Consider the following 21,378-nt stretch of genomic DNA (forward strand, 5'->3'; position numbering starts at 1 on the left):
ATTAACCTAATCCATCTCGCCAGCCAAATGATGATATCCCTCTTTTCCTCCTTGTCTTCACGCTGTTTCCCCCAATTAACATTTTTGCCAAAGACGCCCACGTTTTATGAGTAACGCTGCAACGCCGCACGCTATTTTGCGAGTCATCTCGATAACCTCGACGTTTCCTGTTGTCGCTAAAGCTGTATAAACATACTGTGATTTGGCGTCAGGTAACCTATTTAGCTAACGCATAAAAAGCCGAAACCCCGCGGTGTTGAAGCACCTACGGGGTTTCTAACCACAACGTTATTCACGAGGTAACATCATGGCTGTTTTGAAGGATATCCAAACTTATTCGTTATTTATACGGGCGTTAAGATCTTTTTCCCGAGCCGTCTCGCATTCTTTTACAGTTTTCGCCGCCGTTGGCGCGTTTTGCAGGGAGGCAGGATTATGATCGACTACATGAACACCGCCACGTGCGATCCGCTGGAGCTGGTCGAACAGTGTTTGGCGTTAGCCTGTGCGGGCATCGCTATGGACAACGCGGCGATCAAAGAGTCGCTTCAGCTTATTCTGCACGAGAAAATCAGCGCGCTGTTTAACGCGCTCTATGAAGAGGAGCCGCCAGCCCCGGCGCTGCCGTAAAAAAGGTTGGGCCGACGCCAAGAGGGGACGCGTCGGCCATTTAGGGCAATTTTGGTTCAACGCCATCGCCACATGCAGCTATGGGCGCGACCTAGTATGTCGTCCAGCCCTGAACCCTCGACTCGCGGTATACGTTCCTACCCATTTCTATATCCGGCAGCGCAAGCAGAGAATCATCCTGCGACAGGATTTGTTGAACGGAGACGACGACGGTATCGGCTTCTGAGATCGTTTCACCGCCAAAGAGCTGCCAGGCGCCATCATCGTCGTAAAAAACGTGGGTAATTAGCACGCTGCCTGACATAATTTGCCGCGTTGTAACCACCGGCGTATTTTTTTCTTCATCTACTAGTCTCATTATTGTTTCCTTTCATGTTAATAGTGCGTTTTATCCTTCGCACCTGATACCTCAACGTCTCTTTGCGAAACGTATCTCACATCGTCAACCGCCACCCTACAGGCTTCGGCAAACGTAGCCTCGGCGCCAGTCGGTAGCAGCGTATCCCAAGGGAGCGTTCTCCACGGGCTGTCGCTTTGCTTCAGCAAGCGCTTAAGCGCTCTTTTAAACAAACAGTGGGAAATCATGTGTCGCCTGTCCGTAGCCTTCCAGTACCAGCGGGCCAGCAAAAACTGCTGCGCCACTTCACGCCAGCTGCGGTAGTGCTTTTGCACCCGAGCCGCCGCCAGCATGGAGAAATCCACCATTTCCCGTTCGCTGATATAACCCACCTGTGCGCCGCTGTTGCACAACATTACAAAGCGCACCATGTCCCAGGCGCAGAAGTCCAACTGGCGGACATTACGCCGATTCTTTCTTGCTACCCGAAGCTGCCACAGGCGCTCTTTCGCATCGCTGCTCGATTTCGCATACTGTTCTAACTGACGGGAAGAGGCGACGAACTTCTCTGCTGACATCTTGCTATCGCTTTTGATTTGTTCTTCGTAAACCGTACGATGCCCCGTCTGAAGCAAATCCAGCAGCCGCTCAAACAGCGTTTCCCGATCGTAGATACCCCACATGTTGGCAAGAGACTCCACCGTGTTCTTACGTTCCCTTTCGGCCTCCTCCGGATCGCTATCGACCACGAGCCTCGCCCAGTGGTAGTCGCCGACGATCGCATAGGGCGCGCCGACGGCCATTGCCCAGCGTTCTGCCGACGGGATTTCCTGTAACGATGCGTCTTTGCAGGCCTTGTTAAAGCGCCCGTATCCGCCAAAAATCACGCCGTAACCTATCCAGAGAATAAACGCCAGAACCAGAGCAAACAGCGCGCCTATCGTATAAAGCGCATACTTGCCGATTGTCATCCACATACTCGATTTTGAAGAGGCGGGTTGTGACGCCGGGTTATGCCTGGCGGAATCAATCTGTGTCCCCGTAGAAGCCGTTGGCTGCCGAGAGGTCGGCGCCGCACGACCGGGATTAGCCGCTCTCTGTACTGCCGCCCAGCGTTCTCTTTGCGCGGCTTTGCGGGCGTCATCGGCCTTCTTGCCGTCGTCGCAGGCGGTGAAAAACAGTAGGGAAACTAACAGGAGAATACTTTTAAACGGAGAAAAGCGGTTCATCTAACCAATCCATTGCAACCTTGACGGCAAGTCCATTAAAAATGCTTCCAGTCGAGCATTATAACGTACCGTACACAAAAAATGATTAACGGAAAGCACCAAAACATCGGCTAACTGAAAGGATTTTTTAGGGGGAATGGATAAAAAAAGCGGCTAGAACGCCGCTTTTTTAGTTCAGAAGAGAGGAAAGCCGTCGTTAAAAGCTGTACTTCACGCCCAGCATCGCCTGTACGTCATTGTAGGCATGGCAGCCAAACTGATAGCCGGTATTTACCCAGCCGGTCAGATTTTTGTTCAGCTGTCCTTCAACACCCAGCTTCACTTCGCCCAGGTTTTTCGCGCCGCTCTGCGAGTTTTCATATTGGTTCATTTTTACCGTGTAGTCTTCGGTATTGTGGATCCAGTTAAGCTCAAGGAACGGCTCAAACTCGCGATCTTTGCCATCGTCCATCTTGTGATGGCCTTTTGCGTAAGCCCTCACGCCCAGCCGCGTCATAATGTTGTTATCGGTTTCGCTCGACACTCGGGTGCCGTTTTGCTCGACGTGATTGTCCGCATCTACGCCCATCCAGATAACCTGAGCCTTCGGCTGGATCCAGTAGCTTTCGCGTTCGCCGCCGCCCAGCTTAAAGCTGTAGCCGCTCTCGACGGACGCCGTCACGCCGTCTGACTTATAGCTTTCCGTCGCCAGCTGCTCACCCTTGACCTCATTATCAAACCAGCTGTACATCACCCAGGTATCGACATAGGCGCCGGTTTTATCGGCGTTGTTAGCGTACCAGGTTCCATACAGGCCCACGCTATAGCCGTCTACGCTACCTTTAGAGGTATAACCCGTCAGGTTTGAGCGCGTCTGGTTGTGGTTATTGGCATAACCGGCCATCAGGCCAAGGTGCCAGCGGTCCAGATCGTTATTGCTCCACTGGGCCAGATCGCCGCCTATTTGCATCACGTAGCTGTTGGAACGCGTTCTTAGCTGCTCGCTCTTGTCAGAGAAAAGCAGGTGTCCGCCGACGTGGCGCATCCACATGCTGGTCACTTTCCTCTCGCCGGTAAGCGCATCGGTATACTGTGTCTCACCCAAGCGATCGTGCAGTCGGGTAATAAACATCGTATTGGCCGCAGCCAGGTTAGCCAGATAGCTGCCGGACTCAGGGCGGTATGGAGTAACGGGATCGTCCGACGGAGTCGGGGTCGGATCGGGCGTTGGGTCAGGGTCTGGCGTCGGATCTATCGGGCTGCTGTAGTCGGAGATCAAATACCAGTTATTAGGATTTGCGCCCGCAATTCGGCTACCTGAACGAACGAAGTAGTCAAACGCGCCGGCGACAATCCGCTGGCTGTTGCCAAACGTACCCGCCGAGTTACCTTCAACTTCAACGATTTCGATACCGCTGGTTGTCAACGCGCCGTTCCCGCCGGCGTTAACGATGCGTACGTCGGTATGGCCCGAGGTGTCACCCTTAACGATAAGCTTATCCGTTGCGGACGAATCGTCTTCCAGTACCGTATTGAGTACCAGCTTTCCGAGAGTCGCAGTGTAGTCGCCGTTAACAATTAGCGTCTTGGGAGACAGCGGGCTGCCGGAGGCCGGCTCAACATATTTAAGCGTGGAGCCGCTCAGCGTCAGGTTAGTCAGCTCAGAATCCGCCGTCATGTTCCAAATACTGCTTTCGCCGCTAATGTTTAAATTGATATTTCCTTTTGCGTCAGTCACGGTCGCGCTGCTGGCGTTAGTATAGGAATAAGCGCCGACCTTGGTCATGCCGGTAAACTCGCTGCCGTCCGTCATGTTGAGATCGATAAGGCCAGACTCTGCAAACAGGTTTCCGGTTACGGTATAAATACCCGATGCCGATGCGGTGGTTTTGGCGGCAGCGTTAACGATGCTGCCTGCGCCGTCATACAGCTTGTCGTCCGTACCGATATAATAGTTAGTTTGAGCTGAGGAAATCACAGACCCCTCGCCCAGCGTGTGCATCGCATAGCCGCCGTTTGCCTCATCGACATAAACGATAGCATCGCCCGTTAACTCAATCCTGCCGCCCAGCGCATTATAGTTGTTGCCAACCGTCAGCTTCTTCTCCGCCCGGAGGCCATCGGCATTCGCGCCTTCAGCGGAAACGTCAATAGCCCCTGCCGTTCCCCGCAGTTGCACAACGCCGCCCTTGTTTGCGTAAACCGCATGGCCCGCACTGCCCGTCGTCTTAATCGTCGAGCCGGAACCGATAATCGCCACCGCGTTCGTGCCGTAAGCGGTGCCATTGGTTAATACCGAGTCGCGGTTGCCGGCATAAACGGCATATCCCATCGTGTTGCTGCCGTTAGTTCCCGTACCGCCTGCGGTAATCGTGGAATTGTTGCCTACATAGGCCAGGTTATAATAAGGCGCCTGCGAAGTTAGGTTGACGCGAACGGCAGTACCGCTGGCGACGGTCACCGAGCTGTCGTTGCCCAGATAAACCCTGCCGTATCCCGCCTGCCCGTTAGGGCTCTGCGCGACGTTAATTCCGTTGCTGTTGCTGCCGGTAGCGATAATTTTCGCATGATCGCCCGCAATCACCGTATAAACGCCGTCTCCCGCCTGCTGCCCGTTGGTGCGAATAGCGTCAACGAAGCTGCCCGACGTTCTTACCGTCAGGTATTCGCCAAAGATAAAGGCAGGATGGGGGCCGTTCTGGCCGAAATAAATACCGTTAGTATTGTTGGTTTCATTTCCGCCCGAAATGGTTTTAGAACCCGATGTCGTTATTGTAACGTTGCTTCCGCAGGTATTAGACGCCGTATAGGAACCACCGAATACCGTAACGTTCGTAATCGTCGCGCCGTTACCGCAGGGAACGTTGGCATCGGCCATTAAGGAGTTGCTAAAGGGAAGAATGAAGCCTAGAGGAAGAACGTGCTTAATAAAACGTCCATTAGATCTTTTCATACTAAATCCTTTTAGAACAAACAGTTAATAAAAAATCCACGCGTGAATTGGACAATATCGCCAATATGATTCGCTATAAGTTTGATTTTTGAATGTTATAAAACGCTGCAATAATAAAACCACCTCGAATTCATTAGTGATAATAATAAATACTAAAGGGTGGTTATATTATTTACATTAGTTATTAAATAATTACCTTTAAATTCACCAGCATCCTGCTAACGAGGGGGAGGGAATTGAAGGCAATATATGAAATTTATACGAATTAATTAGATTTATGAGTTCCAATCCTACCAACAAAAATGTTATTTCCATATATAAAATTAATCTAAAATTGGACTTTTAGAATAAATTCAATATTGATGTAAATTTTCATTTAATAATCAACAAATAATCCTAACTCAAAGCAGTGGTTACATTTTTTATGGGAAAGAACGTGGTGTTAAAAAATAGCGCGGATACGCGTATTATTGTCCCCCCTTAAACTAACTTATTCGCTTCATTTTGTTCAACGATACCCCTTCCCTATTGCGCCAGTAGGGCTGAATTTTTCCTCGCTCCCTCATTTTGCACTACCCTTAAAGTCATCCTCGCTAATCATCACAAGGTGAAACTCATGACTATGCGCATACGCAGCTTTGCTGCCGTTTCAGAAACCTCTCCCGTCGCACTCCACCCCATCAGCCGCCGCGAGCTGCGTGAAGATGACGTATCGATTAAAATTCACTATTGCGGCGTCTGCCACTCCGACCTGCATCAGGTAAGGAACGAGTGGCACAACACGATTTACCCGGTTGTACCCGGCCATGAAATCGTAGGAAAGGTAACGGCGGTTGGCGCCAGAGTTAGTAAATTTAAAGCCGGCGACTGGGTCGGCGTCGGCTGTCTGGTAGACTCCTGCCAGGAATGCGCGTCCTGTAAAGAGGGGCTGGAGCAGTATTGCGAAAACGGCATGACGCTCACCTACAACGGTCGGGACAGACACGACGGCAGTATCACCTACGGCGGCTATTCGGAGGCTGTCGTAGTGTCCGAAAAGTTCGTACTGCGCCTGCCGAACGCGTTGGATAAGGCCTCCGCCGCGCCGCTGCTGTGCGCCGGCATCACCACCTATTCACCGCTGCGCCACTGGAAGGTCGGACCGGGAGACAAAGTGGCGATCGTAGGCCTGGGCGGCCTGGGGCACATGGCGCTGAAGTTCGCTCATGCCTTTGGGGCAGACGTCACGCTGTTTACCCGCTCGCCGGGAAAAGAGCGGGAAGCACGCCGCCTTGGGGCCAACCACGTGGTGATTTCCACCGACGACGCGCAGATGCAGGCCGTCAGCAACCACTTTGACTTTATTCTCGATACCGTGCCCAATCAGCACGACCTTAATCCCTACCTAACGACCCTCAAACGCGACGGCACGTTCGTACTGGTCGGCCTGCTGGAGCTGGTAGAGCCGCCGCTTCACAGCGGCATTTTGGTGATGAGCCGCAAAACGCTGGCCGGCTCGCTGATTGGCGGCATTGCCGAAACGCAGGAAATGCTGGACTTCTGCGCCGAGCGCGGCATCGGTTGCGACATTGAGATGATTAACATTCAAGAGATCAATCAGGCCTATACCCGCATGCTGAAAAGCGACGTGAGGTATCGCTTTGTGATAGACATGAAGTCATTGGAAATAGAGAACCTGTAGGCCTGTAATTCTTACTGCGGCCAGGCGTAGATAAAGAGGCCCGGCCGCAGGCAACGTCATTCTTCTTCGTCGCGCAGAATGTCCTGTAGCGACGAAGTATTGGTGTCTTCATCAAAAATTACGTTATCTATTTGCCAGCACGATCCGGCGCTAGCGCGGCTCAACGCCACCGCATCCCGCCAGGCGATATCATCGCGGTCGTTGCGCATATCGAGCGTCAACGTGACCGCGTTTACCTCTGATGAAATCCGCTTCGCGGGCGCTATCACTTTAGCGCTCGATATGCCGTCAGCGCTGCCGTAAAAAGGCACGCCGTCGCCAAAGCGCCCCTTATTCCCAGGATTTGCCGCCAGATACGCTTTATCACGCCGTATCGCATCCGTAATCAGCTGATAAAGCTCGGCGCTAAGATAGGCAGAATAGCCGCTCATCTTCTCTTCGCTGTAAGCGTCAAACTCGTTGGTTACGATAAAGCGATCGTAAAACTGCTGAGTCACCTTGACGGAATCGCGGCAGACGTCGTCAAAGGAAGAAGAGGAAGGAAAAGATGAGCACGCGGCTAACAAAAACGGCAGCGCGGCGGGCCACAGGGAGGAAACGTTCCATTTCATACAATGATTTCCTTAAAATGCAATCCATTCACCACTGAAAATCTGTGGCTACGCCATTAACTCGGCAGTTAACGGCTTCCTATCTTAGCGCTTGTATAGAATTTTAAAAATCACTTACCTAAACTAATAATTTGAATCAAGTCACAAATAATTAACATTTTGTTATCATTCACCTTGCCGCTGTTCAATTCATAACCATACTTAATTGTCCATACACCAATAATTTGAGTCACAGGACAAGCGCCGCTTGCAGCGGTGAGGCCATGGACGGAACGATAAGTTCATAACCACTATAAAATGGGTAATCACTATGGCAAAGCAAGCATATCTGTTCACGGCGGGCCTGCTGGCGCTCAGCGTCAGTACCGCTTTCGCCGCCGTTCCGGCAAACTATCCTGCCGACTACCAGAAAATCATCGATGCGGCCAACAAAGAGGGAAAAGTGGTGATTTACTCCACCACCGACACCGCCACCGCTCAGCCGATCATCAAAGGCTTTCAAAAGCTGTACCCCGACATCACCGTTGAATACAACGACATGAACAGCACCGAGATCTACAACCGCTACGTCAGCGAGCAGGCCTCGTTCAGCGGCAGCGGCGACGTGGTCTGGAGCTCGTCGATGGATACCGCGCTGAAGCTGGCAAAAGACTATGCGCTCAACTACCGCTCGCCCGAAGCCGATAAGCTGCCCGCCTGGGCCGTCTGGAAAGACACCGCCTACGGCACCACTTTCGAACCTCTGGTGTTTATCTACAACAAGCGCCTGATTAAAGAAGACGAAGCGCCCAAGTCTCACGCGGATCTGGCTAAGCTGGTGAAAGGCCAGCAGGATCGTTTCAAAAACAAAGTCACCACCTATGACATCGAGAAATCAGCTCTGGGCTTTATGCTGTCGGTCGAGGACATGAAGCACGACCCTGACTACTTCGCACACCTGAAGGATACCGCCAGCGCGGGCATGATCGTCCAATCGTCCACCGGCACCATGCTTGAGCGCGTTTCCTCCGGCGAGAACCTGCTGGGGTTCAACATCCTCGAACCCTACGCCAAGACCCGCATGATAAAAGACTCCTCTCTTGGCATGGTCTACCCGTCCGACTACACGCTGGTGCTTTCGCGCGTCAGCTTTATCAGCAAGCAGGCCAAAAACGTTAACGCCGCCAAGCTGTGGCTGGACTACCTGCTCTCTCAACAAGGCCAGGACATCGTCGCCAATCAGGCGAATATCGCCTCCATTCGTAACGATATCTCCGGCGATAACGACGTAGACGGCTTAACTAAAAAGCTCGGCGACGTGCTCAAACCGATCCCGGTCAACGATAGCCTGTTGGAATATCTGGAACAAAACAAGCGGCTGGATTACCTGAAAAAATGGCGCGCCGCAGCCGGTAAATAATTCCCTATGACATCAGGGCGGTAGATGCTGATGCTAAGGCACGCCGCCCCTTTCCCTTTTTCAACAGGGAGCGACTATTTACTGGGAGTAGCTATGAATTCATTGCGCAAATTCAGGCAAAGCCTGCCGCGCGGCGTCGTGGTGGCTTTGACGGCGCTGTTTATCTACGGGCCGCTGGCGCTTATTGTCACCCAGAGCCTGTTCTCGGCGCCCTTCTTCGTTGCCGATAAGACGTTCTCGCTGGACGCCTACCGCTTCGTATTCGACGATCCTGACTTCTACAAGGCGCTGAAAAGCGGCTTTATTCTGGCGCTGGGGCTGGTGGTTATCGTTATCCCGCTCGGCGGCATTCTGGCGTTTCTCATCGTTCGCACCGATCTACCGGGCCGCCGCTGGATTGAGCCGATGATCCTGGTGCCGGTGTTCGTCTCTCCGATGGTGCTGGGCTTTGGCTATGTGGTATCCGCCGGGCCGGTCGGCTTTTTCTCGCTGTGGGCGCAGGAGTGGCTGGGCTTCGTGCCGTGGAACATCTACTCGATGACCAGCATCGTGATTATCGCCGGCCTGACTCACGTACCGCACGCCTACCTGTACATCTCATCTGCGCTGCGCAGCATGGGGTCCGACGTGGAAGAGGCGGCGCGCATTTCCGGCGCGTCTCCGCTTCGGGTGATGGTATCGGTCAGCCTGCCGATGGTCAGGCCCGCCATTCTGTTCGCTACCGTGCTGCTGTTCTTCTTGGGCCTTGAAGTGTTCGGCCTGATGCTGGTCTTGGGCGACCCGGAAGGCAACCTGGTGCTGGCGACCTATCTGTACAAGCTGACCAACAAGCTCGGCATACCCTCCTATCACCTGATGGCGGTGGTAGCGGTGGTGCTTATCTGTATCACCGTGCCGCTGATTATGCTGCAGCGCTGGCTGATGAAAACCTCTAACCGCTTTGTCACCGTTAAGGGCAAGGCGTCTCAGTCCCACGCGCTGCCGCTGGGCAAATGGCGCTGGATAGCGGCGGCCGTCGTCGTTTTGTGGCTGACGGTGACCATCTTCGTACCGCTGGCCGGCATCCTGCTGCGCGCCTTCGTGTCCAACTGGGGCGTCGGCGTGCCGCTTATCGATCAGCTGTCGCTCGATACGTTCCGCACCGTATTCTCCCAGCCTAACCTGATTCGCGCCATCGTTAACTCGGTCGCCATCGGCGTGTTCGGCGGCGCGCTGGCGGTTATCTGTTACACCTTTATCAGCCTGGCGATGCACCGCAAACCGGACCGCATCACCCGCTTCCTTGACTACAGCGTGCTGGTGCCCCGCGCGGTGCCAGGCCTGCTGGCCGGCCTGGCCTTCCTGTGGGTGTTTCTGTTTACGCCGATGTGGATGGACAAGTCCTTAGCCGACGGCTACCTGTCGGTGCTGCCCGGCTCGCAGTGGATAAGGGACAACGTCATCGTCTGGATGCGCGCCACGCGCAACACCATCTTCAGCGTTTGGCTAGCCTATACGGTGGTGTGGCTGGCCTACGGCCTGCGGCTGATTTCATCCGCGCTGCTTCAGGTCGGCGCGGAGCTGGAAGAGGCAGCCCGCAGCACCGGGGCGCGGCCGAGCCAGGTGTCCCGCCAGATAACGGTGCCGCTGGCCCGCTACGGCCTCATCGGTTCCTGGCTTTTGATGTTCCTGATTTTCGAACGCGAATATTCAACCGGCGTCTACCTGCTCTCACCGGGTACCGAAACTATCGGTTCGATGTTGGTATCGCTTTGGGCCACCGGGGCGGTGGACATCGTTGCCGCGCTGTCGTTTATCAACATCGTTTTGGTTATGTTCGGGCTAGGGATCGCCCTGCGCTTTGGAGTAAAACTCAATGACTGAACTCACAGTAGACGAGCTGCATTTGAACTACGGCACCAACCCGGTTTTAAAAGGCGTCTCAATGCAGTTAAACAAGGGCGAAGTGGTCACGCTGCTTGGCCCCTCCGGCAGCGGGAAAACCACCCTGCTGCGCGCCGTAGCCGGGCTGGAAGCGCCCTGTCAGGGTCGGATTGTAATTGGCGATCGCGTGATGTACGACGGCCAGAGCGGTCAAGTAACGCCGGTCGAGGATCGCAATCTTGGTCTGGTATTTCAGTCCTACGCTCTGTGGCCGCACATGACCATTTTTGACAACATCGCCTATCCGCTTAAGCTGCGTAAAACGCCCTCCGCCGACGTCAAACGGCGCGTTGAGGCGGTACAAAACCAGCTTGGGCTGGGCCAACTGGGCCAGCGCTACCCGCACCAGCTGTCGGGCGGCCAGCAGCAGCGCGTCGCCATTGGGCGGGCGCTGGTTTATAACCCGCCGGTGCTGCTGCTCGACGAGCCGCTCTCCAACCTCGACGCCAAGCTGCGCGAAGAGGCGCGGGTGTTCCTACGCAGCCTGATTGTCGAACTGGAGCTGTCGGCGCTGATGGTCACCCACGACCAGAGCGAGGCAATGGCGATTTCCGATCGCATCCTGCTGCTCAACAACGGCGTTATTGAGCAGCAGGGCACGCCGCAGCAGATGTACGGCTCGCCGACCACTCTGTTTACCGCCGAATTTATGGGCAGCAACAACCGGCTCAACGGTCGCATAGTGGAGGTGCGTGGAGAGCTGGCGCGCATCGAGGGCAAGGGCTGGACCCTGTGGGGAAAAGCCGCGCCGGGCCTGAAAGAGGGGCAGGAGGCAATCGCGGTGGTGCGCGTCGAACAGGTTAAGGTTAACGATGACGCCGAACCAAACGCCATCACCCTGCCGCTTTTGACCAGCATGTATCTGGGCAGCCACTGGGAATACCTGTTCCGAGACGCTGCCGAAGATTCACCGGTGGTGCGCGCCTTTGGCGCTAAGCCGCCGAGCGACGGCGAGTGCCGACTGTCGGTAACGCCGGAGTGCGTGTGGCTATTCCCTAAATCGTAGATTCATCGCGCCAATCGTTCCGGCCGGAGGTTCTGTTCCTCGGTCGGAACGCTCCGCATTTACGGCCTTAAAGCCCGTATCCAATCCGGCTAATTAGCTCCGCCTGCGCCACAAAACGCTCGCCGACCACCTCGTTTTGCAGCTTGGCAAGCATAACCCGGCAGGCGTTTTCCACCAGCCCCTTTTCGTCCTGCCGCATTGACCAGAGATTATTGCCCAGAAAGCTCAGCATCACGTGTTCGTCGAAGGTGCCGATGTTAAGGCGGCTGGGAATATAGCCGTAGCGCTCGCGCAGCACGCTTAATCCTCCTTCCAGGATCGGCAGGGACGAAGCGATAAAGTTCACCGGCGATTCGCCGTGCAGCTCGATATAGCGATTCATCATCAGCTCGCCGTCCTCTACCCGGTTGTGATCGGCGTAAGAGAGATGACGCTCGTCCCGCTCCATGCCGCGCTCGGCCATGGCCGCGACGTAGCCGCTCAGGCGCTCGGCGATAGTGGGAAGCCCAACGTCGCCGACGAAGAAATGGATAGGTTGCTGAGTCTTATTCACCATCGGGCTATCCAGCATGGCGGCCGTCAGCCGGTAACCGCCGTCGCGGTTGTCGGTAATAACGCAGGAAGCGTCCGCTACGCCGAAATCCCGGTCGAGAAACACCAGCGGCTTGCTGCGATGCTTGACGTGATGCGCCTGACTTTTCGCGTCGACGGAAACGACGAAAATACCGTCGACGTTGCGCTCTTCCAGCGACTTCACCAGCCGGTTTTCATACTTAGGATCGCCGTAGGTACAGCTTATCATCAGCTGATAACCCATTGCCCGGCAGCGGATCTCCAAAAGCTCCGCCAGCGCGGCGAAGAACGGGTTGGACAAGCGGGGGATCACCAGACCAAAGGTTTCGGTTTTATTCAGCTTCAGGCTGCGGGCGGTATGGTTAACGGTATAGCCGTGCTCGCTCACGTAGGCGGCTATCTTTTCCTGCGTTTTGACGCTGATTCGATAGCGCTCCGCCTTGCCGTTCAGCACCAGCCGTACGGTGGTAATCGACAGGTTCAGCGCATTAGCTATTTGCTCGATGGTTTTGGCCATGCTTTTTTATCCGTTTAATTCCCTTATGGCGACGTCCGCCCGACCAAACAGGATACGGTAAATACGCTTATTTATGTAGCGGGTAGCCAATAAAGTGAGAGAAGAGCGCCGATTGCCTGAGATTGGGCAATCGGCACGAACGGTTACTGAGATTCCTGTTCGCGCGCCGCCTTACGCGCCCGGAAAAACGACTTGATCTTAGGGCCGACTATCGGCAGCACCAGCGTCAATACCGCAATAATAAGAAAGGTGGCGCAAATAGGACGCGTCAACAGCACGGAAGGATCGCCTTCCGACATCATCAGTGCGCGACGCAGGTTGGATTCCGCCATCGGGCCCAAAATAATGCCGATAACGATCGGCGACATGGAAAACTCCAGCTTGATCATAATGTAGGCCAGAAAGCCTGACCCCATCATCACAAACACGTCGGTCATGCTGTGGTTAACCGCATAGGCGCCCACGCTGCACAGGATGAAAATCACCGGCACCAGCACGCGTCTAGGAACGTCCATCACTCTGGCGAACAGGCGCATGCCCATAAAGCCCATGATGCCCATAAACAGGTTGGCGGCGAACAGGCCGATAAAGATAGCGTTCACCTCGACCGGATGGTCGGTAAACAACTGTGGCCCCAGCGCCAGCCCCTGCACCATGAAAGCGCCCATGATGATAGCCGTCGCGCCATCGCCGGGAATGCCGAGCGTCATCAACGGCACCATCGCACCGCCCGCAACCGAGTTGGCCCCCGCCTCCGGTGCGGATACGCCCTCCGGCGAACCGTGGCCGAACTCTTCCGGGTGTTTGGACCAGCGTTTGGCTTCGTTATAGGCGATAAACGAGGCAATATCGCCGCCGACGCCCGGCACCGCGCCGATACCGGTACCGATAACGGAAGAGCGGATGTAGGTCGGCAGCACGCGCTTAAAATCCAGCCAGGTCGGCAAAATGCGCGTGATGTTAGCCTTCAGGATTTTCGCCTGCCCACTCAGCCGCTCGCGGTTGTCCTCTTCGAAGCTCAAAAGCCCCTGCGAGAAGGCAAACAGCCCGACCAGCACGGGAATGAAGGAGATGCCGCCCATCAGGTAGATGGAGTCAAAGGTAAAGCGCATGCCGCTGGTCATCGGGTCCAGCCCGATGGTGGCGATAAACAGGCCGAGCGCACCGCCGATAAGCCCTTTGATTATCGACTGCGACGAGACGCTGGTAATAATGCTGATGCCGAATACCGCCAGCGCAAAGTACTCCGGCGCGGAGAAGCCGGTCGCGACTTTAGCCAGCAGCGGCGCAATCATGACCAGCGCCACGGTGCTGAACAGGCCGCCAAACATGGAAGCCAGCGTAGAAAGCCCGAGCGCCCGCCCCGCCTCGCCCTTTTTCGCCATCGGGTAGCCGTCAAGCACCGTCGCCGCCGACGCGGGCGTACCCGGCGTACTTATCAGGATGGCGGTAATCGAGCCGCCGTACACCGCGCCGCAGTAGACGCCGAGCAGCAGTAAAATCCCCGTCATGCCTTGAAACGAATAGGTCAGCGGCAGCAGCAGCGCTATCCCCATGTTGACCGTAAGCCCAGGCAGCGCGCCGATGATGATGCCGGCCAGCACGCCGAGCAGGATCATGGAGACGGTTTCCAGGCTGAATACGATAAAAAGGGCTTCCAGAATTTCATTCATCTCGTTATTCCTTCGTCCTTTATTCTAAAAATTCGGAGATCGGCAGGGGCGAGTTGAAGATCATGGTGAACGATACGTAAATCACGGCCACGATCGCTACCGTCATCACCGCGATAAAAGCGGGCCGCCGTTCACCCATCATCCACATCAACACTGGGATAAGCACCACGGAGGCGATGATAAAGCCCGCGTAGTTAAGCAATACGCCGTACAGCGCCAATACCACCGCGACCAAATAGGCCCTGCGCACGGAGATGGAGCCGAGGTCCACCGTCGCATCCACCAGGCTCAGCCGCCGAACCGCCACTTCGATCCACTGCAATACGCCGAGACCGATAAACAGCCACGCCAGCCCGTAGGGCCAGAACCGCTCACCCGGCACGCCATATTCGTCAAACATGCTCATATCTTTAGAAAGATAGAGGATGAGCAGGCCAAACAGCACCGAAAATGCGCCGACCAGAATGTTCATTTTCCGCATGAGAATGTCTCCCTCCCACGGGCAAACGCCCGCGGGAGTTATTGCCGTTGATTACTTTTTCATGGTGTCAGCAATCAGCGCTTTGTACATCTCGTCGTCTTCTTTCATCATGTTGTAAGCGTCGTCACCGGCAATCACCACCGGCATGATGCCCTGCTTCTTCAGCGCTTCCTGATAGGCCGGCGTTTTCACCACTTCGGTAAAGGCGCCCACCAGCTGCTTCTTCACGTCGTCAGGCACTTTAGCCGTGGTGGCCAGCACCGCCCAGGCGCGCATTTTCACGTTCACGTCCAGCCCCAGCGCCTCTTTAAAGGTCGGGACGTCCGGGAACAGCTCGAAGCGCTTCTCATCCATCACGCCCAACACTTTGAGCATGCCCGCATCCACCTGCGACTTCACCGAGCCCGGCGTAGTCAACACGGCATCGATGTGCCCGCCCACCAGCGCGGCGATAGACGGTCCGGTGCCTTCGTTATAGGGGATGTGGTTAAACTTGACGCCCAGCTGCTTCTCCATGTTGACCGCCGCCAGGTGGTAAATAGCGCCCATGCCGGAGTTGCCGACCTTCAGCTTGCCCGGCTCGGCCTTGGCCGCGTCGACAAAGGACTGCAACGAGGTATAGGGAGACTTGGCGTTCACAACGACCGCCACCGGGTCAGCAATGGTGGTGACCAGCGGCGTAAAGTCTTTGTAGGTCACCGGCGACTTGTTCTGGTGCGGGAACATCGCCAGTTCCACCGTGGTCATCACCAGCTTGTAGCCGTCCGGCTTAGCCTTGGCGACTTCGATAAGCCCGGTCAGACCGTTGCCGGCAGGCTTGTTGACCGGTACGAACATGGTGCCCTGCGGCATCCGGTCGCGGGCAAATTCAATCACGGTACGGGCCGAGGTGTCGGTGCCGCCGCCGGGGTTTTTCGGAATAACGACTTCAATGTTTTTGGTAGGGTAAGTTAAGACCTGCTCCGCCTGCGCCATGCCGAGCGGCGCCAGCAGGGTCATCGCGGTAGCTAATGTGGTAAATAAGCCTTTCTTCATGAGGGTTCTCCACAGTTTTTATTATGTAAAACAGAGTTAAGCGTTATGCATTGGTACACGATGTTCTTACGGTTCCACGTGTAGGTCACGTGAAGATTACTGCCAACGGCGACAATCGCCGGATAGGAAAATTCGCCTTCGCCGCTTTCTAAATCAAGCCGCGACGACCAGCTCGCTCCGTTATCGTTTGAGAAACTAACGGAAACAGGATACCGACGGCCCCAGTTGCCGGCAATCGGGTTATAGGCCAGCGCCAGAAGCCCGCTTTTCATAGCGACAACGTCAATGCCGCTGTTGTTGTTGGGAAGCGGCGTCGCATAGGCCGGACTCCAGCTGCGCCCGTAGTCCTTTGAGTCGCTGCGGTAAACGTGGCCGCGGGTGCTGCGCATCATCGCATGCACGCATCCCGGCTCGGATTCCCACAGGGTCGGCTGAATTACGCCGTCCCACTGGAATACCCGCTCAAGATCGGTCTCCCACAGGGCGTCGTTCTTAAGCCCCTGCCAGACGCCGCCTTCCTTCGCCGATGCGGGCTGGACGTGTTCAATAGGGATATCCACCCTGCGCCAGCCTGCGCCGCGATCGGCGGAAATATCGACAAAGGCATCCCAATAGCGGTCGTCCTCGACCGAACCGGGGGCCAGCCACTCGCCGTTGGACATCACCAACAGCTTGTTTTTAACCGGCCCGCGCGGCGTTCGATCGCCTGAAACCAGCTCGCGCGGTTCGCTCCAGCGTTCGCCGCCGTCGTCGGAGGTGGCTACGCGCGTCGTCCAATGATGTACGTCCGGGCCGACTTTGTAGAACAGCCACAGCCTGCCGCCTTCGGCGTGTAACACCGGGTTCCAGTGGGCCAGCCCCGCTTCGGCCATGATGCGCCGGGCGGGTCGCCACTGCCCCCCTTCATTGACGGACAGCCAGATGGCGGTGTCGCCGCTGCCCTCTTTTTGACCGGCAAAATAGGCGACCAGAATGCGGTCGCGCTCGGGCAAAACGGCGAGGGTCGACGCATGGCAGTTGTTGAACGGCAAGTCGTTCTTATCCAACAGGAACTGAGCTTGTGATTTAACAAAATCCATAACACGACCCCTTTTAACGATTTTTATAGTTTTAACGCGCTCTTGACGTCCTGCCCCAGCCTCACCATGGCGTCCGTCGCCTGCGGGAAGAACGTCTGGTTAAAGCCGCTGCTGTTGCGCACGCGGCAGGCTATGGTACGGAAATTCCCAATCGATTGCTGGAAATATTTCGCGCATACCGGGTAGTCTACGTGCTCGATCAGCGCCGCCGTCGACAGATAGTCGGACAGCTTTTGTGCTTTTTCCGGCTCGCTTTGCCAGTGCTCATACAGCCAGACGTACAGCTCAGGATGGAAGTTGGCCATCACGCCGCTAAACGCCTTGCAGCCGGCCTGAAACGACGCCAGCAACGTCTGGCTGTTGGCGTTCGCCAGGTGCAGGCGGCTGCCTTCGCAAAGGGCCAGCCGACGCCTGATGATGTTGATATCGCAGCAGGTATCCTTGATGAAGGCGTAGCGCCCGCTCTGGGCGCACCAGGCGACGGTATCGTCCGACAGCAGCCGCTTATAGGGATACGGGCATTCGTAAATCCCCAGGTCGACGCGCTCGGGTACCGCCGCGGTCAAAAGCTTAAGCGCCTCCAGCGCCGCTTCGTCGCTTTCACCGGCCAGCGCCAGACGGTTGCTGATAAAGATAACGCCGTCAACGCCGGTTTCCGCCATGCCGGCGACCTGTTCGCGCTGATGGTCAAACGCAGTGGCGGTATGGCCGGAGGCGACGACCGGCACGCGTCCGTCAACCTTTTCGACGATAAAACTCACCAGCCTGCGGGCTTCGTCATCGCTTAAGAAGAACATCTCGCTCGACTGGCAGTCGGCGAACAGCCCGTGAACGCCCGCCGCCAAATACCACTCCACTAACTTTTCCAGAGATGCCCAGTCTATCTCTTTGCGTTCATCGAACGGCGTCAGCATCACTGGCCACACGCCAACGTATTTTTGGTTGCTCATGTTACACGCCCTCTCCAAGCGCTTTATACGCCTCACCGGCGACCTTAACCTGAATGCCCTGCGTCAAACACTGCGCCACAAAGGCCTTCAGCACGCCGTTTAGGTGGGCTTCGTCCACGTAGGCGATGGTAATGTGGTTACTCTGGTGGCCCGCCATCAGGTCGTCGCGGCTCACGCCGTCCAGTACGCCGTTAAGCAGCGGCCATTCGTAGTTGGTCGCGCGGCGACGGCGCTCGAACTCTTCTTTCGGCAGCTCCACTGCATGGCCGGTGCCGATGTGCATCACGACGCTCGTTCCCTCATAGTGGGCTCGCGCCCAAACAAAGCGCCCGGCTTTGCCCTGGCCGCAGATGGTCGCACCACCGTAGGGGAAGAACATCGGCGGCTGGCGATAGCCGGTCGCGCCGGCGATACCGCCCTTGAGGTGCTCAAACGGCACCGCGCCGGAAATCTCAAAGTCCCAATAGAACACGCCCTGATACTCGCTGCCCCAGCGGATGTCGTGCAGCGTAGTTTCTGACGGCAGCCCCAGCCCGGAAAGCAGGCGCCAGAGCATAGTCTGTGGGATTGCCGTGCCCATATCCACTTCGTTGATGCAGGGGATCGGCTGGCCGGGGCAGATAATGTCGCCGTTGTCGTCCGGGATCGGGAAGCGTTCGGTTGAGCCGATAGCGCCTTCCGCGAAGTCCGAGGCCGCGCAGCTGTCCTTCAGGCCCTGCTGATACTGCACGCCGACCGCAGACAGGCCAAAGCGCTTGGTGAAGCGCGCCATAGCGATCATCATCGCACACTGTTCCTTCACCTGCTCGCGGGTCAGTTCGGTTTTGCTATCCGTGCCGAACATAAACGTCATGCCGCGATCCTCATACCACTTCACGCAGGCTTCGCGCAGCGCGTCCGGCACTTTCGCCATCTCCACCAGCAGGGCGGACTGCGACAGCGACTCCAGCGGCATGCCGATGTCCACCAGCGCCTTTTGCGGAAATACGCCGTTGATCATCCCCATACAGAAGGTGTCGAACAGGCCTAAGATCGCCTTGTGACGCAGGATATATTCGCCCACTTCGCGGCCGATCGCCCCTTCTTTGGTCGCCATCACCGGATGGCTGGCCGCCACGTCGTGCAGGTAGTCGGTTTTGTGGGAGAGCGCGCCATAGCGCAGCCAGGTTTGCAGCCCGTTGATAAACAGGTCGTCGTCAAAGTTCTCCGACCACAGGCGGGAATAGGGCTTACCGAGGCTGGTCAACGTGCCCGCCAGGCACAGCATCCCCACCAATCCCGGCCAGGTTCCGTCAAAATTGGCCAGAAGCAGCACCGGGCCGCGATGCTTCGCCAGCGATGGCGCAACGTGGTGCGAGTACTGCCATGCGGTCAGCAGTACGATCACCGGCGCATCGGGGTCGATCGCTGCGAACAGGTCGCTGCCCTCTTTCTGGCTGCTGATAAAGCCGTGGCCTCTGGCCTGGCTGACCGGGTGAGCGCGCTTCATTTCATAGCCCTGTGCGGAAAGCGCCTGCGCCAGCTTTTGTTCAAACTTTTCCTGTACCGGCCAGCAGGTCACGTTGGCCGGTTCGCGCAAATCGGCGTTGGTCACCATCAGAACCTGACGGCCCTTGACGCCGAGCGTTGCCGGTGAAGGCGGAAGTGAGAGTTTAAGCATGTTAATCGTCCTGTTGTTCATCAATGGTTTTATCGTTTGAAAGAGAGCAGGCGCGATACATCACGTCGGCATAGCGCTGCTGGTCCTGATACATTTGGAGATAGACGCAGTACTTCGCGTCGTGGAAAGCGTAGGTAGAGGCGTCCGGTTCGATTCGCCTGCCTTCGCGCACCATGGCGCGGGCCGCATCGGCAAAGCCGTCAAACGCGCCACAGGCTACCGCTCCCAGCAGGGCGGCCCCCAGGGTGACGGGATCCTCTTCTTCCGCCAGGTGAATGGCGCGCCCGGTGGCGTTGGCGTATTCGCGCAGCCACAGCGGGTTCTTTGTCGCGCCGCCGCACATCACGATGCGCTCGATGCGGTGGCCGGCTTCCACCAGTGATTCAATAATGTGTCGGGTGCCATAGGCGATGGCCTGCAGCGTCGCCAGATAGCGCCGCGCCAGCTCGCTGACGCCCGTCTCCAGCGACAGCCCCGAGGCCATGCCGCGCGCGTCAGGGTTGGCGCGCGGGGAGCGGTTGCCGTGGTGGTCGGCTAAGATGTGGTAGTGGCAGGTGGGGTAATGCTCTTGGCGCTCCAGCAGCTCGACCTGACGATTCAGTAACGCATAGGGGCTTTCTCCCTGCGCTTTCGCCTCAGAAACCAGCCCGGCCCACGCCGCGCTCTGGTTCAGCGTCCAGTCCACCAGCGCGCCGGCGGCGCTTTGCCCGCCTTCGTTAAGCCAAAGCTTCGGCAGCATCGCGCCAAAGTACGGCCCCCAGACGCCCGGCACCATCACCGGATCGGCGCTTGCGACCATATGGCAGTTCGAGGTGCCGCTGATAATTGTCAGGCTGCCCGCAGGGTTAGCCGCCGCGAGCGCCAGCCCGCCCGCGTGGGCGTCAATAATGCCGCCGGCCACGACTACGCGCGTCGTCAAGCCAAGCTGATGGGCAGCGCTTTCGCACAGCGTTCCGGCCCGTTCGCCAAGTTCCAGCACCTTTGGCGGCACCTTGCTCAGTACGTCTTCCAGGCCGACGTCCGCCAGCAGGCTATCGCTAAAGCGCCCCTCGTGGGCAAGGTAGTTCCACTTGCAGGTCAGCGTACACACGCTGGCGGCGTCGGCGCCGCTGGCGCGCCAAACCAGATAGTCCGCCAGATCGAAAAAGCGCCACACCTGCCGATAGCGTTCAGGGTAGTGGCGCTTTATCCATAAAATTTTGGGGAGTTCCATCTCAACGCTGACTTCCCCGCCGACGTACTGTAGCGCCGGGTCGTTGGTCAGGTTGATGGCGGTGGCTTCCTCCGTCGCGCGATGGTCCATCCACATGACGATGTCTCTTTCGGGAGAGCCGCTTTCCGATACGGAAACGGGGCTGCCGCCTTCGCCCACGGCGACCAGCGAGCAGGTGGCGTCAAAGCCGATGGAGCTGACGGCGTCAGCGCTAACGCCACTGAGAGCAACCGCCTCTTTCACCGTCTCGCACACGCGCAGCCAGATATCCGCCGAGGACTGCTCTACCTGACTTTCACCCGAGTGAAATTGCGCAATAGGCCGAACGGCAAAGGCCAGCCGCTCTCCCTTTGGCGTGAATATTCCGGCCCTGACGCTGGCGGAACCCACGTCGACACCGATGAAAAAGTTCTTTTCCATACCTGCCTCAATTCAATGCTGCGTCGAGG

The 21,378-nt window shown here is 56.7% G+C and carries 17 protein-coding genes; 5 read left to right on the top strand and 12 right to left on the bottom strand.

Annotated features, from left to right (window positions below; genetic code table 11):
- The first annotated feature begins 435 nt into the window (after window positions 1-435).
- Window positions 436-630: a hypothetical protein gene (locus G544_RS0113550; protein WP_027275108.1), complete on the top strand. Its 195-nt coding sequence runs from the start codon at window positions 436-438 to the stop codon at window positions 628-630.
- Window positions 631-721: 91 nt separating this feature from the next.
- Here the strand turns inward: G544_RS0113550 and G544_RS0113555 are convergent, their stop codons facing one another.
- From G544_RS0113555 to G544_RS20605, 3 genes are all read right to left on the bottom strand, one after another.
- Entirely contained in the window at window positions 722-988 is a 267-nt protein-coding gene (locus G544_RS0113555) for a hypothetical protein (protein WP_027275109.1), read from the bottom strand.
- A gap of 17 nt (window positions 989-1,005) precedes the next feature.
- Entirely contained in the window at window positions 1,006-2,196 is a 1,191-nt protein-coding gene (locus G544_RS20600; protein ID WP_051155758.1) for a DUF1266 domain-containing protein, read from the bottom strand.
- Window positions 2,197-2,392: 196 nt separating this feature from the next.
- On the bottom strand, window positions 2,393-5,128 hold the full coding sequence (locus G544_RS20605; protein ID WP_051155759.1) for an autotransporter outer membrane beta-barrel domain-containing protein: 2,736 nt from the start codon (window positions 5,126-5,128) through the stop codon (window positions 2,393-2,395).
- 616 nt (window positions 5,129-5,744) lie between these two features.
- On the opposite strand from G544_RS20605, the gene G544_RS0113570 reads away from it, so the two are divergent.
- A complete protein-coding gene (locus tag G544_RS0113570; RefSeq protein ID WP_027275110.1) occupies window positions 5,745-6,809 on the top strand; it encodes an NAD(P)-dependent alcohol dehydrogenase in 1,065 nt (354 codons plus the stop codon).
- A 56-nt stretch (window positions 6,810-6,865) separates the two neighbouring features.
- Here G544_RS0113570 and G544_RS0113575 read toward each other — a convergent pair whose 3' ends face one another.
- Complete coding sequence (locus G544_RS0113575; protein WP_027275111.1) at window positions 6,866-7,420, bottom strand: YqhG/Tai3 family protein; 555 nt, start codon at window positions 7,418-7,420, stop codon at window positions 6,866-6,868.
- Between the two features lie 310 nt (window positions 7,421-7,730).
- Here G544_RS0113575 and G544_RS0113580 point away from each other — a divergent pair, with 310 nt between their 5' ends.
- From G544_RS0113580 to G544_RS0113590, 3 genes are all read left to right on the top strand, one after another.
- Window positions 7,731-8,819 (top strand): ABC transporter substrate-binding protein, encoded by a 1,089-nt coding sequence (locus G544_RS0113580; RefSeq protein WP_036024112.1) that lies wholly within the window; start codon window positions 7,731-7,733, stop codon window positions 8,817-8,819.
- Between the two features lie 93 nt (window positions 8,820-8,912).
- The gene (locus tag G544_RS0113585) at window positions 8,913-10,682 is read left to right on the top strand and encodes an ABC transporter permease (protein ID WP_027275113.1); all 1,770 of its coding nucleotides are present in this window, start codon (window positions 8,913-8,915) and stop codon (window positions 10,680-10,682) included.
- Window positions 10,675-11,748 carry an ABC transporter ATP-binding protein gene (locus G544_RS0113590; protein WP_027275114.1) on the top strand — a complete coding sequence of 358 codons (1,074 nt, stop codon included), beginning with the start codon at window positions 10,675-10,677 and terminating at the stop codon, window positions 11,746-11,748. The genes G544_RS0113585 and G544_RS0113590 overlap by 8 nt, the downstream gene beginning before the upstream one ends.
- A gap of 67 nt (window positions 11,749-11,815) precedes the next feature.
- On the opposite strand, the gene G544_RS0113595 is transcribed toward G544_RS0113590, so the two are convergent.
- The 8 genes from G544_RS0113595 to G544_RS20615 all read right to left on the bottom strand — a co-directional run bounded on the left by G544_RS0113595 (window position 11,816) and on the right by G544_RS20615 (window position 21,349).
- Window positions 11,816-12,838 carry a LacI family DNA-binding transcriptional regulator gene (locus tag G544_RS0113595; RefSeq protein WP_027275115.1) on the bottom strand — a complete coding sequence of 341 codons (1,023 nt, stop codon included), beginning with the start codon at window positions 12,836-12,838 and terminating at the stop codon, window positions 11,816-11,818.
- Window positions 12,839-12,981: 143 nt separating this feature from the next.
- Window positions 12,982-14,511 carry a tripartite tricarboxylate transporter permease gene (locus G544_RS0113600; protein ID WP_027275116.1) on the bottom strand — a complete coding sequence of 510 codons (1,530 nt, stop codon included), beginning with the start codon at window positions 14,509-14,511 and terminating at the stop codon, window positions 12,982-12,984.
- A 19-nt stretch (window positions 14,512-14,530) separates the two neighbouring features.
- Window positions 14,531-14,992: a tripartite tricarboxylate transporter TctB family protein gene (locus G544_RS0113605; protein WP_027275117.1), complete on the bottom strand. Its 462-nt coding sequence runs from the start codon at window positions 14,990-14,992 to the stop codon at window positions 14,531-14,533.
- A gap of 51 nt (window positions 14,993-15,043) precedes the next feature.
- Window positions 15,044-16,027, bottom strand: a complete 984-nt coding sequence (locus tag G544_RS0113610) for a tripartite tricarboxylate transporter substrate binding protein (protein WP_081650796.1) — start codon at window positions 16,025-16,027, stop codon at window positions 15,044-15,046.
- Window positions 16,024-17,106 (bottom strand): sialidase family protein, encoded by a 1,083-nt coding sequence (locus tag G544_RS20610; RefSeq protein ID WP_051155760.1) that lies wholly within the window; start codon window positions 17,104-17,106, stop codon window positions 16,024-16,026. Before G544_RS20610 ends, G544_RS0113610 begins: the two co-directional genes overlap by 4 nt.
- Window positions 17,107-17,129: 23 nt before the next feature.
- Complete coding sequence (locus tag G544_RS0113620; RefSeq protein WP_027275119.1) at window positions 17,130-18,056, bottom strand: dihydrodipicolinate synthase family protein; 927 nt, start codon at window positions 18,054-18,056, stop codon at window positions 17,130-17,132.
- 1 nt (window position 18,057) lies between these two features.
- The gene (locus tag G544_RS0113625; protein ID WP_027275120.1) at window positions 18,058-19,716 is read right to left on the bottom strand and encodes a signal transduction protein; all 1,659 of its coding nucleotides are present in this window, start codon (window positions 19,714-19,716) and stop codon (window positions 18,058-18,060) included.
- Between the two features lies 1 nt (window position 19,717).
- Window positions 19,718-21,349 (bottom strand): FGGY-family carbohydrate kinase, encoded by a 1,632-nt coding sequence (locus tag G544_RS20615; RefSeq protein ID WP_051155761.1) that lies wholly within the window; start codon window positions 21,347-21,349, stop codon window positions 19,718-19,720.
- Between the last annotated feature and the right edge of the window lie 29 nt (window positions 21,350-21,378).

Source organism: Leminorella grimontii ATCC 33999 = DSM 5078 (genome assembly GCF_000439085.1).
Taxonomy (GTDB): domain Bacteria; phylum Pseudomonadota; class Gammaproteobacteria; order Enterobacterales; family Enterobacteriaceae; genus Leminorella; species Leminorella grimontii.

Coding starts and splice junctions, on each gene's coding strand:
- G544_RS20605 (WP_051155759.1), bottom strand. CDS start 5,128: ATGAAAAGATCTAATGGACGTTTTATTAAGCACGTTCTTCCTCTAGGC.
- G544_RS20610 (WP_051155760.1), bottom strand. CDS start 17,106: ATGGATTTTGTTAAATCACAAGCTCAGTTCCTGTTGGATAAGAACGAC.
- G544_RS0113610 (WP_081650796.1), bottom strand. CDS start 16,027: ATGAAGAAAGGCTTATTTACCACATTAGCTACCGCGATGACCCTGCTG.
- G544_RS0113570 (WP_027275110.1), top strand. CDS start 5,745: ATGACTATGCGCATACGCAGCTTTGCTGCCGTTTCAGAAACCTCTCCC.
- G544_RS20615 (WP_051155761.1), bottom strand. CDS start 21,349: ATGGAAAAGAACTTTTTCATCGGTGTCGACGTGGGTTCCGCCAGCGTC.
- G544_RS0113625 (WP_027275120.1), bottom strand. CDS start 19,716: ATGCTTAAACTCTCACTTCCGCCTTCACCGGCAACGCTCGGCGTCAAG.
- G544_RS0113605 (WP_027275117.1), bottom strand. CDS start 14,992: ATGCGGAAAATGAACATTCTGGTCGGCGCATTTTCGGTGCTGTTTGGC.
- G544_RS0113550 (WP_027275108.1), top strand. CDS start 436: ATGATCGACTACATGAACACCGCCACGTGCGATCCGCTGGAGCTGGTC.
- G544_RS0113620 (WP_027275119.1), bottom strand. CDS start 18,056: ATGAGCAACCAAAAATACGTTGGCGTGTGGCCAGTGATGCTGACGCCG.
- G544_RS20600 (WP_051155758.1), bottom strand. CDS start 2,196: ATGAACCGCTTTTCTCCGTTTAAAAGTATTCTCCTGTTAGTTTCCCTA.
- G544_RS0113600 (WP_027275116.1), bottom strand. CDS start 14,511: ATGAATGAAATTCTGGAAGCCCTTTTTATCGTATTCAGCCTGGAAACC.
- G544_RS0113580 (WP_036024112.1), top strand. CDS start 7,731: ATGGCAAAGCAAGCATATCTGTTCACGGCGGGCCTGCTGGCGCTCAGC.
- G544_RS0113595 (WP_027275115.1), bottom strand. CDS start 12,838: ATGGCCAAAACCATCGAGCAAATAGCTAATGCGCTGAACCTGTCGATT.
- G544_RS0113590 (WP_027275114.1), top strand. CDS start 10,675: ATGACTGAACTCACAGTAGACGAGCTGCATTTGAACTACGGCACCAAC.
- G544_RS0113555 (WP_027275109.1), bottom strand. CDS start 988: ATGAGACTAGTAGATGAAGAAAAAAATACGCCGGTGGTTACAACGCGG.
- G544_RS0113585 (WP_027275113.1), top strand. CDS start 8,913: ATGAATTCATTGCGCAAATTCAGGCAAAGCCTGCCGCGCGGCGTCGTG.
- G544_RS0113575 (WP_027275111.1), bottom strand. CDS start 7,420: ATGAAATGGAACGTTTCCTCCCTGTGGCCCGCCGCGCTGCCGTTTTTG.